Genomic DNA, 12,565 nt, shown 5'->3' on the forward strand with positions numbered 1-12,565 from the left:
GGGCGCGCCGGGACCCGTCGAGAGCCCGACCTGCCGCGTCGCGGACGCTGACGGCGCCATCCGCGCCACCCGCGCCATCCGCGCCGCCTGATCCACCACTCGTACCACCTGATCCGCCGCATCGCGTCCCCCGCCCCGGCCGCCGCTGTCCGGGCCCCGTAATCCCGGAGCGCGGTCGGCGGGCGGGAGATGCGATGCGGTCAGCCGGCGGCCGCGATCGAGGCGGCGGGACGCTGGAGTTCGACCTCGCGGCGGCGCCGGCGGGCCAGCACCACCCGGCGCTCGGCGGCGGTCATCCCGCCCCAGACGCCGTACGGCTCGGGCTGGAGCAGGGCGTGTTCGCGACATTCGAGCATCACCGGGCAGCGGGCACACACCCTCTTGGCGGCCTCCTCGCGCGAAAGACGCGCCGCGGTCGGCTCCTTGGACGGGGCGAAGAAGAGCCCCGCCTCGTCGCTGCGGCAGGCCGCCTCGGAGTGCCAGGGCCCTCCGGGGTCCCGCGGATGGCCTGGTGGCTGAGCGGGGTCCGTGACGGGCTCGATCGGTTGAAGCACGGGTAACTCCTGACGACGGCTCGGCGTTTGCCACGCTGGCGTCGCCGACCGGACCGCGGGCAGGGGATGCCAGAGCAGCCGGGCGACGGCGTGCTCCATCCCCTACCCGCTGTGCGCGACTTCATGCGCACCGTGTTCATCGCCGGATGATTTGCCGCACCCCCTTCGACCTGCGGATGGCGTATACGCGCCGCGTCCCTGGCGTATACACGCACCACATGCGCCCCGGGCGCCCGCTCCTGGGGCGCCGCGGGAGCGTCACGGGGCTCCACCGGAGCGCCGCCCAAGTGCCGCCGGAGTGCCGCTCAAGTGCCGCCGGGGGCGTGACCTCGGCGCCGCCCGAGAAGGGGCTCGGGGACGGCGCGGAGGCATCAACCGCCCAGCGGTCGGCCCCGGTTCAGCCTTCGAGTGTCTTCTTCGTCCAGTCCTTGACGCGCTTGCCGCGCTTGGCCTTGGCCTCCACGCCGCCCCAGAAGGCGAGCCCGTCGATCCGGACCACCGGGGCACCGGGGTCGGGCGCCTCGAACGCCTTGACGTCGGAGCCGCCCATGATGCCGACCACGCCGCCGCCGCGCAGCGTCACGTTCTCCGGCAGCCTGACGCTGACGCCGCCCATGATGGCGGTGCAGTGGATGACCAACTCCGGTGCGGTGAAGGTCGCTTCGCTGAGGTCGATCTCCACGCCGCCCAGGATGGCGACGGCGGTGATCCGGCTCCCGACGCGCCAGCGGCCCTTGCGCTCGGCGCCGCCGAGGATGCCGACCAGCTTGGGGTTCTCTCCGCCCTGGCCTTGGTCGTAGCCGCGTGCGGTGGCGGGCGCGGGCGGCGGGACGGTGGACCGGCCACCCGGCAGATCCCTTACCAGCGGCTCCAGTTGGCCGATCGTCTTGGCCGCGTAGACCTTGTCGATGCGCTCGGAGTGCTCGGCGGCGTCCAGCCGGCCCTCGGCGAGCGCGTCCCGCAGGATGTCGGCGATACGGTCACGGTCGGCGTCCGATGCGCGCAGTTCGGCGTCGGCGACCGGTTGGTCGGTGCTCGCCGGGGCAGTGTCCACCGGTGCGGCCGGCGACTGCTGCGGGCGCTTGTCGAGCTGCGATTCATCCACCCGACCACCGTACACAGACGCGATAGATCGCGACTACCCCGAAGTACGCCGGAGAACGTCCCCTAAGGGTTCCGGGCGGCGCGCGGGCGTCCGGGGCGGGCGCGGGCGGTGAGCCGGGCCGGCGGGCGGCCGGGCGCGGCTGGGCGCGGGCGGACCCGGGCGGACGCTTCCGGATTGAGCCCTACCTCACAGCGGACCGGGTCCGCCGACGTTCTACGCTGGACGCGCTTCAGCGTCGACGCAGCCGAGTAGCCGAGTGAGGATTAACCCCTGATGCCCGATTTCGCCTATACGGACCTGCTCCCCCTCGGCGAGGACCCCACCACCTACCGCCTGCTCACCTCCGAAGGCGTCAGCACCTTCGAGGCCGGCGGCCGGACCTTCCTCCAGGTCGAGCCGGAGGCGCTGCGGCTGCTGGCGGCCGAGGCGATGCACGACATCTCGCACTATCTGCGCCCCACCCACCTCGCCCAGCTGCGCCGTATCCTCGACGACCCGCAGGCCAGCCCCAACGACCGCTTCGTCGCGCTCGACCTGCTGAAGAACGCCAACATCGCGGCGGCCGGCGTGCTGCCGATGTGCCAGGACACCGGCACCGCGATCGTGATGGGCAAGCGCGGCCAGCAGGTGCTCACTTCGGGGGGTGACGAGGAGGCGCTGTCGCACGGCATCTTCGACGCCTACACCAAACTCAACCTGCGCTACTCGCAGATGGCGCCGCTGACCATGTGGGACGAGAAGAACACCGGCTCCAACCTCCCCGCGCAGATCGAGCTGTACGCCACCGACGGCGGCGCCTACAAGTTCCTGTTCATGGCCAAGGGCGGCGGCAGCGCCAACAAGTCCTTCCTCTACCAGGAGACCAAGGCGGTCCTGAACGAGGCGTCCATGATGCGGTTCCTGGAGGAGAAGATCCGCTCCCTCGGTACGGCCGCCTGCCCGCCGTACCACCTGGCGATCGTCGTCGGCGGCACCAGCGCGGAGTTCGCCCTGAAGACCGCGAAGTACGCCTCCGCGCACTACCTGGACGAGCTGCCCGCCTCGGGTTCACCGGCCGGGCACGGCTTCCGGGACAAGGAGCTGGAGCAGCAGGTCTTCGAGCTCACCCAGCGGATCGGCATCGGCGCGCAGTTCGGCGGCAAGTACTTCTGCCACGACGTACGGGTGGTCCGGCTGCCCCGGCACGGCGCGTCCTGCCCGGTCGCGATCGCGGTCTCCTGCTCGGCCGACCGCCAGGCGCTGGCCAAGATCACCGCCGAGGGCGTCTTCCTGGAGCAGTTGGAGACCGACCCGGCGCGCTTCCTGCCCGAGACCACCGATGAGCACCTGGACGACGACGTGGTCCGGGTGGACCTCAACCGGCCGATGGCCGAGATCCGCGCCGAACTGACCAAGTACCCGGTCAAGACCCGCCTGTCGCTGTCCGGCCCGCTCGTGGTGGCCCGCGACATCGCGCACGCCAAGATCAAGGAACGTCTCGACGCGGGCGAGGGCATGCCCGGCTACCTCCGCGACCACGCCGTCTACTACGCCGGCCCCGCCAAGACCCCCGAGGGCTACGCCTCCGGCTCCTTCGGCCCCACCACGGCGGGCCGGATGGACGCCTATGTCGACCAGTTCCAGGCGGCGGGCGGCTCCCTCGTCATGCTGGCCAAGGGCAACCGCTCCCAGCAGGTCACCAACGCGTGCGCCACCCACGGCGGCTTCTACCTCGGCTCCATCGGCGGCCCCGCCGCCCGCCTCGCCCAGGACTGCATCAAGAAGGTCGAGGTGCTGGAGTACGCCGAGCTGGGCATGGAAGCGGTCTGGAAGATCGAGGTCGAGGACTTCCCCGCGTTCGTCGTCGTGGACGACAAGGGCAACGACTTCTTCCAGGACCCCACCCCTTCCCCGACCTTCACCTCCATCCCCCTCCGCCCGGGCGCCTGACCTCGCCGGCCGGGCTTCCGGGGCTCCTGCGGCGGTTTCCTGTCCTGGAAACCCGCTCACCTTGCGCGTACAGGAAGTCACTCACGAGCATGGGAGCGGAGATGCCGGAACAGGCCGAGGAGAGAACCCATGAGGGTCACCGAACTGGTGAGCGTGTGTGACTACAAGGATTGTCCGACCATCTATGCGACGGACAGGGGGACCCTGCTGGTGCAGGGTGAGACCCCAGCGACCATGGTCTGACGATCCCCGCGCACGAGACCGTCGTCGAGATCCCCGCCGAACTCGTACTCGACCTCCTGCGGAAGGGGATCCATGTCCAGAAGCCTTGACGAGCTGTTCGACACTTTCGCGCGTGAGGCTTTTCGGCTCGAGACGTTGAGCGACTACGGCGGGTCGGGCAATACGGGCGCATACAAGGCGTTTCTCGCCGGAGAGCCTCAGCCGTCCGACTACAACGAGGCGTGGATCACCGAACTCCAGTCCCACACGGGCAAAGGAAAGCGTGTTTACCGTGTTCACGTGCTGTCCCGGCCGCTGACCCCCTAGCTGCGCTTCGAATTGGGCTGGGGATACCAGAAGAACGCAACGGGCGGCGAGGAATTCTTCATCCTCGACACCACCGACCGTCCGGACCCCCTCCCGGGCGTCCCCGACTTCTGGGTTTTCGACGACAGAACGCCGTTCGTCCTGAGCTACGACAATCAGGGGGCAGTCTCAGGACGGGACGCGCTGCCCGACGATCGAGCGGCGGAATTCATCGCCTACCGGGACACGGCGCTGGCCGGCGCGGAGTGCAGACGCCCGAGTACATCCGGGCGGTCCTCTCCAGGCACGACCTTGGCGAAGACGTGCTCGCCCGCACCGTGACCGCACGCATGGAGCGCCAGCAGATCCTCTTCGATCCGGCCAAGGAGCTGCGTTTCGTCATCACCGAGCCCGTACTCCGCTGGCGCGTCGTTTCACCGGCGAGGATGGCGGAACAAGTGGATCGGCTCATCTCCCTGTCCCGACTGGCACAGATAGACATCCGAGTGACCCCTCTGTCCGCACGGCAACAGGACATAGCCAACGATGCGTTCGTGATCCGCGACGATCGGACTGTCACGGTCGAGACCGTTCACGCGGAAGTCGTCGTAACAGACCCTCGCGACATCGCCCTCTACATCCGCGAGTTCGAAGGATTCGCCTCCGCCGCGCTGGCCGGTGACGACATGCGTGCCATGCTCGAAGGTATCCGGGACGAATTCTTGCGCGAACAGGAAACCGGATAGAGGTGCTTCTCCCGCGCCCCTACTGTGGAGAGGAGACGCACGTACGGAATCGGGCGGAGGAGCTGAATGATGGATGTCGCACCAGTGATTGCCAGCAGTGGCGGCGGCTAAGAGGGAGACGGCCGCCCGGGAACTCCGTGGACGCCGCCGGAGGGGCCGCCGAAATGCTGGGGGACCTGGATGTCACGCGGTGGTCCGCCTTGTCGTCGCGGACGGAAGGGCATCCGGGCGGTTCACCCGCCTGGTGGAGTTCATGAAGGTGCGAGCCCAGCGGATGACGGTCCGGGAGTTGAGCGCTTCGGCCTCACGGTCGACGCCACCGGCCAGCACGTGTGGCCGGACAGCTCGGCCACGCCCGTTCCGGCCCGCTGACCTGGGGGTGGGATCCCCGGGGACGACCGACCACCGCACGCCGTCCCCCGAGGGCTCGACGCCGGCGGTGTGGCAGGTGGGAACAAAGGGGGGCGGGCGGGGCACTGTAAAAGGTATGGACGAGTATCGGATCGAGCATGACTCCATGGGCGAGGTGCGGGTGCCGCGCGAGGCCAAGTGGGGGGCGCAGACGCAGCGGGCGGTGGAGAACTTCCCGATCTCCGGGCAGCGGATCTCGCGTGCGCACATCGAGGCGCTGGCGCGGATCAAGGCGGCGGCGGCGAAGGTGAACGCGTCGCTCGGGGTGCTGGACAAGGAGGTGGCCGGGGCGATTCAGGAGGCCGCGGCCGAGGTGGCCGAGGGGAAGTGGGACGAGCACTTCCCGATCGACGTGTTCCAGACCGGCTCCGGCACCTCTTCGAACATGAATGCGAACGAGGTGATCGCCACGCTGGCCGGCGAGCGCCTCGGACGCGCGGTGCATCCGAACGACCAGGTGAACGCCTCGCAGTCGTCGAACGACGTGTTCCCCTCGTCCATCCACATCGCGGCGACCGCCGCGGTAACCCGGGACCTGATCCCGGCGCTGAGCCGGCTGGCCGAGGCGCTGGCGGCGAAGGAGACGGAGTTCGGCGCGGTCGTCAAGGCCGGGCGGACGCATCTGATGGACGCCACGCCGGTGACGCTCGGCCAGGAGTTCGGCGGGTACGCGGCCCAGGTCCGGTACGGGATCGAGCGGTTGACGGCCTCGCTGCCGCGGCTGGCCGAGCTGCCGCTGGGCGGGACCGCGGTGGGCACCGGGATCAATACGCCGCCCGGGTTCCCGGCCGCGGTGATCGCCGAGGTGGCGGAGACGACCGGGCTGCCGCTGACCGAGGCGCGCAACCACTTCGAGGCGCAGGGCGCCCGGGACGGCATCGTGGAGACCTCCGGGCAGCTGCGGACGATCGCGGTGGGCCTGACGAAGATCGCCAACGATCTGCGCTGGATGGCGTCCGGGCCGCGTACCGGTCTGTCCGAGATCAGCCTGCCGGACCTCCAGCCCGGGTCGAGCATCATGCCGGGCAAGGTGAATCCGGTGATCCCCGAGGCGGTGCTGATGGTGGCCGCGCAGGTCACCGGCAATGACGCGGCGATCGCCACGGCCGGCGCGGCCGGCAATTTCGAGCTGAACGTGATGCTTCCGGTGATCGGCCGCAACATCCTGGAGTCGGTGCGGCTGCTGGCGAACGTCACCCGGTTGCTCGCCGACCGTACGGTCGACGGAATCACCGCCCATGTCGAGCGGGCCCGCGAGTACGCGGAGTCCTCGCCGTCCGTGGTCACCCCGCTGAATCGCTACATCGGCTACGAGGAAGCCGCGAAGGTGGCCAAGAAATCGCTGGCCGAGCGCAAGACGATCCGCGAGGTGGTCATCGAGGGCGGTTACGTGGAACGCGGACAGCTGACCGAAACGCAACTCGACGAAGCGCTGGACGTGCTGCGTATGACCCATCCGTAACGGCTGGTCCGTAAGCTCTGTTCATGACAGCCGACGTCGACACCACGTTCAGGAACGGACCGCAGCGGCACTTCTGGGCCCCCGGCGATCAGGTGCTGTGGCGCTACCGCGGCAACGGCACCGAAGACGTGCACATCTGTCGGCCGGTCACCGTCGTGCGCGACGACGCGGAGCTGCTCGCGGCCTGGATGGCGCCCGGGACACCGTGTGTGAAGCCGCAGCTGGCCGACGGGACACCGGTGCACCGGGAACCGCTGGCCACCCGCTACCGCAAGCCGCGGGTGGCGGTGCTGGACCAGTGGTGGGGCTCCGGGGTGCTGAAACTGGCCCGTCCGGGTGAGCCGTGGTCGGTGTGGCTGTTCTGGGAGGAGGGCTGGCGGTTCCGCAGCTGGTACGTGAATCTGGAGGAACCGCTGCGCCGCTGGTCGGGCGGGGTGGACTCGGAGGATCACTTTCTGGACATCTCGGTGCAGCCCGACCGCGAGTGGCACTGGCGCGACGAGGACGAGTTCGCCCAGGCGCAGGCCGACGGTCTGATGTCGGCGGAGCTGGCGGACCGGGTACGGCAGGCGGGGCAGCGGGCGGTGCGGCTGATCCGGTCCTGGGGCCCGCCCTTCCGCGACCGCTGGCAGGACTGGCGGCCCGATCCGGCCTGGCCGGTGCCGGCCCTCCCGGCGGACTGGGACCGGCCCGCGGACTGACCCGGCGACCGACTCGCGGACGGGTCCCGGACGGCCCCCGCGTCCGGGTCGGCCCGAGCCGATACCACTGATCCCCTTGTTGCGACCCTGACCTTCGACCGTAGGATCGTGGTCCGGAGGACTGCACAATTGCCAACCGCGGCCTAGAGTTTGACGCCACGTCATGGGTGCGTGATCCGCGCACGCCGACGGCATATGCCGCAGCTTCATCGCATCGCCACATGCCCCACCACACCAGCCAGATCGCGCGGACGGCCAGGGAGGCCCTGAGCAGTGGGAACCGGCAATTACGACCAGGCAGCCGTCGGGACGGCCGACGCCGAGCGCCCGCGGCGGGACCGTAGCGGCCAGGCCGAGGCGTTCGACGCGATCGGCGACCACTACGACGAGGCCTTCCCGCACAAGGAGGGCCAACTCGCGGCCGGCGACTGGCTCGCCGCCTCCCTGCCGGCGGGCTCCCGCGTGCTGGACCTCGGCTGCGGTACGGGGCTGCCGACCGCCCGCCAGCTCACCGACGCGGGGCTGCGGGTGACCGGCGTGGACCTGTCGCCGGGCATGCTGGCCCGGGCCCGGGCGAACGTGCCGGAGGGCGGCTTCGTCCAGGCGGACATCGCCGACCTGGCAGACCTCGCCGGCCTCACCGACTTGGCCGACCTCACCGAAGCCGCTGGCCTCCCCGATCCCACCGACCTCACCGATCCGGCCGCCCCGGGGACCTTCGCCGCGGCGACCGCCTTCTTCGCCCTGCTGATGCTGCCCCGCTCGGAGATCCCCACCACACTGCGGGCGATCCACGACCGGCTGGCGCCCGGCGGGCTGCTCGCCCTGTCGATGGTCGAAGCGGATGTGGACGATGTGCCGATCCCGTTCCTCGGTAACACGATCCGGGTATCGGGTTATCTACGGGACGAACTGCGGCAGATCGTGACGGACGCGGGCTTCGAGGTGATCAAGGAGGATTCGTACGCGTACGCGCCGGCGAGCATCGACGTGCCGCCGGAAGAGCAGATCTTCCTCTACTGCCGACGCGCCTGACCTGACCAGGCCCGAGCCCCGCCGCACGCCGGCCCGCGGCGGCGCACCGACGGATGGAACGACTCGCGTGACCACGGACCCGCCCCGCCCGACCGCAGCGGACCCCCTTCCGGGGATCGCCGCGGACCCGTACGGCCCCCTGCCGGGGGCCGGCCCCTACTCGCTCGCCGATGTCCCGGCGCTCGCGCACCCGCCGTTCCCCACCGGTCCGGCGGGCCCCTGGGACGCCCATGACCGCGGCGCCGATCCCCGCGAGCCGGAGGTCGCGCCGGGCGAACCGCGCCTCGGAGCCGACCCCGAGGGCGCGGCCGGCAGCGCGGACCCCGTACCGTACAGCGGGCCGCGTGCCGAACGGCCGCCGCTGCCGCCGATCCCGGCGCACGGCGGTGGCTGGGCGCCGGCTGCGACGGACGGGAGTGAGACGTTGGGCGCGTATCTGAGCACACCGCCGCGGGGCGGCCCGCTGGAGGCGGCCGGGCATCCGGGCGAAGACGACTCGGTGGGCATGCGGATCCCGATGCCCATGCAGAGCGGGCCGGAGGCCGACCGGCTGCGCTACGTCGGGGCCGCCACCCGGCGGATCGCCCGCGGTCTCGACCTGGACGAGATCCTGCTGGGCCTGTGCCGCTCGGCGGTGCCGGCCTTCGCCGACGCGATCATGGTCTATCTGCGCGATCCGCTGCCGGTCGGCGACGAGCGCCCCTCGGGCCCGCTGCGGCTGCGGCTGCGCCGCGCGGACGGCGGGCTGGACGGGCCGTCCGAGGACGACGCCCCGGTGGGCGCCGTACCGGTGCTGCCAGCGCTGGAGCCGGCCTACGGCTCGGAGCCCATCAGTGTGCTGCTGGACGGCCCGCTGGCCGAAGTGCTGCGCGGGGTGCGCCCGGTGTTCGCCGAGTCGATGCGGGCCGCCGACGCGCTGTCCGAGCTGCTGGGCCACCCGGAGAGCCCGCTGCCGACCGGCCGCCGCGCGCTGCTGGCCCCGCTGCGCGGCCGGCGCCGGGTGATCGGCGCCGCGGTGCTGCTGCGCCGCTCCGACCGGCCACCCTTCGAGGCCGACGACCTGCTGGTGGCCGCCCAGCTCGCCACCCACACCGCGCTCGGGGTGGACAAGGCGGTGCTCTACGGGCGCGAGGCGTACATCGCCGACGCGCTCCAGCGCGAGATGCTGCCCGATTCGCTGCCGCAGCCCACGGGTGTGCAACTGGCCAGCAGATATCTGCCGGCCGCCGAGTCGGCGCGGGTCGGCGGCGACTGGTACGACGCGATCCCGCTGCCGGGCAGCCGGGTGGCGCTGGTGGTCGGCGATGTGATGGGCCATTCCATGACCTCGGCGGCCATCATGGGCCAGCTGCGGACGACCGTGCAGACGCTGGCCGGTCTGGACCTGGCGCCGCAGGAGGTGCTCTACCACCTGGACGAGCAGGCCCAGCGGCTCGGCCAGGACCGGATGGCCACCTGCGTGTACGCCGTCTACGACCCGATCGCGCACCGGCTGGTGGTCGCCAACGCGGGCCATCCGCCACCCGTACTGCTGCACGCCGACGGCCACGCCGAAGTGCTGCGGGTCCCGCCGGGCGCGCCGATCGGCGTCGGCGGTGTGCCGTTCGAGGCGGTGGAGCTGCCTGCCCCGGCCGGGGCGACGCTGCTGCTCTACACCGACGGCCTGGTGGAGTCCCGCAGCCGGGACGTCTGGGGCGGCATCGAGCTGCTCCGGGAGCGGTTGCGCGACGCCGCCAGCGTGGTCTCCCCTCCGCCGCTGGAGCCGCTGTGCGACGAGGTGCTGGAGATCCTCGGGCCCGGCGACCGGGACGACGACATCGCGCTGCTGGCCGCCCGCTTCGACGGGATCTCGCCGAGCGACGTCGCTTACTGGTTCCTCGACCCCCAGGCGCAGACCGCGGGCCGGGCCCGCCGGCTGGTACGCCAGGCGCTGCGCCGCTGGGACCTGGACGACCAGCTGGACGCGGCCGAACTCCTGGTCAGCGAGATCGTCACCAACGCGGTGCGCTACGCCGAACGGCCCATCACCCTGCGGCTGCTGCGCACCGACGTCCTGCGCTGCGAGGTCGGCGACGACGCCCCGCTCCTCCCCCGGATGCGCCACGCCGCCCCGGAGGAGGAAGGCGGCCGCGGCCTCTACCTGGTCAACCGCCTCGCCAAACGCTGGGGCGCCACCCGCCTCGGCGCCGGCAAGGTCGTCTGGTTCGAACTGCCCCTCTAGTCCGAGGGTGCCCCGCCGGGCCCCCTATGACGCCGGACGGTTCGGTGCCCTGACGGGGGACGCCGTCCGGCGTCAGGTCAGCGGGGGGGCGCCCTCCACCCGACCGACACGGAACGTAGTCGGACCGTCGCCTAACGTGCTGACCCGCACATTCGGTGGGAGTGTGGGTAGCAGCCACGTGACGCGACGCGATCCGCGGTGTCCGTGGACGGGCACCGGACGGGAGGACATCCCTGATGACCACAACGAACGTCCAGCGCACCACCAACAACGCCGGTATCCCGGTGGAGAGCGACGAGCACTCGCTGACGGTCGGCCCCGACGGGCCGATCCTGCTTCAGGACCACTACCTGATCGAGAAGATGGCCCAGTTCAACCGGGAACGGGTGCCCGAGCGGGTGGTGCACGCCAAGGGCAGCGGGGCGTACGGCCGGTTCGAGGTGACCAACGACATCAGCCAGTTCACCAAGGCCGACCTGTTCCAGCCCGGCCGGAGCACGAAGATGCTGGCCCGCTTCTCCACCGTCGCCGGTGAGCAGGGCAGCCCGGACACCTGGCGCGACCCGCGCGGGTTCGCGCTGAAGTTCTACACCGAGCACGGCAACTACGACCTGGTCGGCAACAACACCCCGGTGTTCTTCGTCCGGGACACCATCAAGTTCCAGGACTTCATCCGCAGTCAGAAGCGCCGCCCGGACAACGGGCTGCGGGACAACGACATGCAGTGGGACTTCTGGACGCTGTCGCCGGAGTCGGCCCACCAGGTCACCTGGCTGATGGGCGACCGGGGCATCCCCAAGACGTACCGCAACATGAACGGCTACGGCTCGCACACGTACATGTGGATCAACGGCTCCGGTGAGCAGTTCTGGATCAAGTACCACTTCAAGACCGACCAGGGCATCGACTTCCTCACCCAGTCCGAGGCCGACGAGCTGGCGGGGCAGAACGCCGACGCCCACCGGCAGGACCTGTGGGAGGCCATCGACCACGGCGACTTCCCGTCGTGGACGCTGTACGTCCAGGTGATGCCGTTCGGGGACGCGGCCGGCTACCGGTTCAACCCCTTCGACCTGACGAAGGTGTGGCCGCACAGCGACTACCCGCTGATCGAGGTCGGCCGGATGACGCTGGACACCAACCCGGAGGACTACTTCGTCCACATCGAGCAGGCCGCGTTCGAGCCGTCCAACATGGTGCCGGGCATCGCCCCGTCGCCGGACAAGATGCTGCTCGGCCGGCTGTTCTCGTACCCGGACACCCACCGGTACCGGATCGGCCCGAACTACGCGCAGCTGCCGCCCAACCGCCCGCATGTGCCGGTGCACTCCTACGCCAAGGACGGCCCGATGCGGTTCGAGCCGAACCGGGTGGGCGCGCCCTACGCCCCCAACTCGTACGGCGGTCCGGCGGCGTCCCCGCAGGCGTACGGCGAGATGGCCGGCTGGCGGTCCGCGGGGGACATGGTCCGGGAGGCCTACACGGCGCACGCCGAGGACGACGACTTCGGGCAGCCGGGGACGATGGTCCGCGAGGTCATGGACGACGCGGCGCGCAGCCGGCTGGTCTCCAATGTGGCCGGCCATCTGAGCCAGGGCGTCAGCGGACCGGTGATGGAGCGGGCGCTGACCTACTGGCGCAACATCGACCAGCAGGTCGGCGACCGTATCGCGGAGTCCGTGAAGCGGGCCTGACCACCCCGGCGCCCGGCACCTGACACCCGGCGGTACGGGCAGCCGGTCCACCCGAAAGCGCAGCCCCGGAACATGTGATCACATCCCGTGCTCCGGGGCTGCATCGCGTCGCGTCGGCCTGCCGGGAACGGCGCACACCGCTCCCACCAGCACGGATGTCGGTCCCCAGCCTTATTCAC

Annotated in this window: 9 protein-coding genes and 2 pseudogenes; 9 read left to right on the plus strand and 2 right to left on the minus strand. The window is 71.0% G+C overall.

What is annotated here, in order from left to right:
• Positions 1–200: 200 nt before the first annotated feature.
• Entirely contained in the window at positions 201–554 is a 354-nt protein-coding gene (locus ACFO3J_RS14510; protein WP_386429794.1) for a WhiB family transcriptional regulator, read from the minus strand.
• 397 nt (positions 555–951) lie between these two features.
• The gene (locus ACFO3J_RS14515; RefSeq protein ID WP_386429795.1) at positions 952–1,659 is read right to left on the minus strand and encodes a DUF1707 SHOCT-like domain-containing protein; all 708 of its coding nucleotides are present in this window, start codon (positions 1,657–1,659) and stop codon (positions 952–954) included.
• Between the two features lie 273 nt (positions 1,660–1,932).
• On the opposite strand from ACFO3J_RS14515, the gene ACFO3J_RS14520 reads away from it, so the two are divergent.
• The 9 genes and pseudogenes from ACFO3J_RS14520 to ACFO3J_RS14560 all read left to right on the plus strand — a co-directional run bounded on the left by ACFO3J_RS14520 (position 1,933) and on the right by ACFO3J_RS14560 (position 12,386).
• Positions 1,933–3,588 (plus strand): fumarate hydratase, encoded by a 1,656-nt coding sequence (locus ACFO3J_RS14520; protein WP_386429796.1) that lies wholly within the window; start codon positions 1,933–1,935, stop codon positions 3,586–3,588.
• Between the two features lie 129 nt (positions 3,589–3,717).
• A pseudogene (locus tag ACFO3J_RS14525) lies at positions 3,718–3,920 on the plus strand (hypothetical protein).
• Positions 3,904–4,458, plus strand: a pseudogene (locus ACFO3J_RS14530) (DUF6879 family protein). The pseudogenes ACFO3J_RS14525 and ACFO3J_RS14530 overlap by 17 nt, the downstream one beginning before the upstream one ends.
• Positions 4,383–4,862 (plus strand): DUF5753 domain-containing protein, encoded by a 480-nt coding sequence (locus tag ACFO3J_RS14535; RefSeq protein ID WP_386429797.1) that lies wholly within the window; start codon positions 4,383–4,385, stop codon positions 4,860–4,862. The pseudogene ACFO3J_RS14530 and the gene ACFO3J_RS14535 overlap by 76 nt, the downstream one beginning before the upstream one ends.
• Before the next feature lie 487 nt (positions 4,863–5,349).
• Positions 5,350–6,735 carry a class II fumarate hydratase gene (locus ACFO3J_RS14540; RefSeq protein WP_386429798.1) on the plus strand — a complete coding sequence of 462 codons (1,386 nt, stop codon included), beginning with the start codon at positions 5,350–5,352 and terminating at the stop codon, positions 6,733–6,735.
• 23 nt (positions 6,736–6,758) lie between these two features.
• Positions 6,759–7,436 (plus strand): cytidylyl-2-hydroxypropylphosphonate hydrolase, encoded by a 678-nt coding sequence (gene fomD, locus ACFO3J_RS14545; protein WP_386429799.1) that lies wholly within the window; start codon positions 6,759–6,761, stop codon positions 7,434–7,436.
• Between the two features lie 273 nt (positions 7,437–7,709).
• Positions 7,710–8,471 (plus strand): class I SAM-dependent DNA methyltransferase, encoded by a 762-nt coding sequence (locus tag ACFO3J_RS14550; RefSeq protein ID WP_386429800.1) that lies wholly within the window; start codon positions 7,710–7,712, stop codon positions 8,469–8,471.
• Positions 8,472–8,538: 67 nt separating this feature from the next.
• Positions 8,539–10,692, plus strand: coding sequence for an ATP-binding SpoIIE family protein phosphatase (locus ACFO3J_RS14555; RefSeq protein WP_386429801.1), 2,154 nt, complete (start codon positions 8,539–8,541; stop codon positions 10,690–10,692).
• 236 nt (positions 10,693–10,928) lie between these two features.
• The gene (locus ACFO3J_RS14560) at positions 10,929–12,386 is read left to right on the plus strand and encodes a catalase (RefSeq protein WP_386429802.1); all 1,458 of its coding nucleotides are present in this window, start codon (positions 10,929–10,931) and stop codon (positions 12,384–12,386) included.
• The last annotated feature ends 179 nt before the right edge of the window (positions 12,387–12,565 follow it).

It is taken from the genome of Streptomyces polygonati (assembly GCF_042650325.1).
Taxonomy (GTDB): domain Bacteria; phylum Actinomycetota; class Actinomycetes; order Streptomycetales; family Streptomycetaceae; genus Actinacidiphila; species Actinacidiphila polygonati.

Excerpts from the sequence above, each read along its gene's own strand:
- ACFO3J_RS14540 (WP_386429798.1), top strand. The coding sequence starts at position 5,350 with ATGGACGAGTATCGGATCGAGCATGACTCCATGGGCGAGGTGCGGGTG.
- ACFO3J_RS14560 (WP_386429802.1), top strand. The coding sequence starts at position 10,929 with ATGACCACAACGAACGTCCAGCGCACCACCAACAACGCCGGTATCCCG.
- fomD (WP_386429799.1), top strand. The coding sequence starts at position 6,759 with ATGACAGCCGACGTCGACACCACGTTCAGGAACGGACCGCAGCGGCAC.
- ACFO3J_RS14520 (WP_386429796.1), top strand. The coding sequence starts at position 1,933 with ATGCCCGATTTCGCCTATACGGACCTGCTCCCCCTCGGCGAGGACCCC.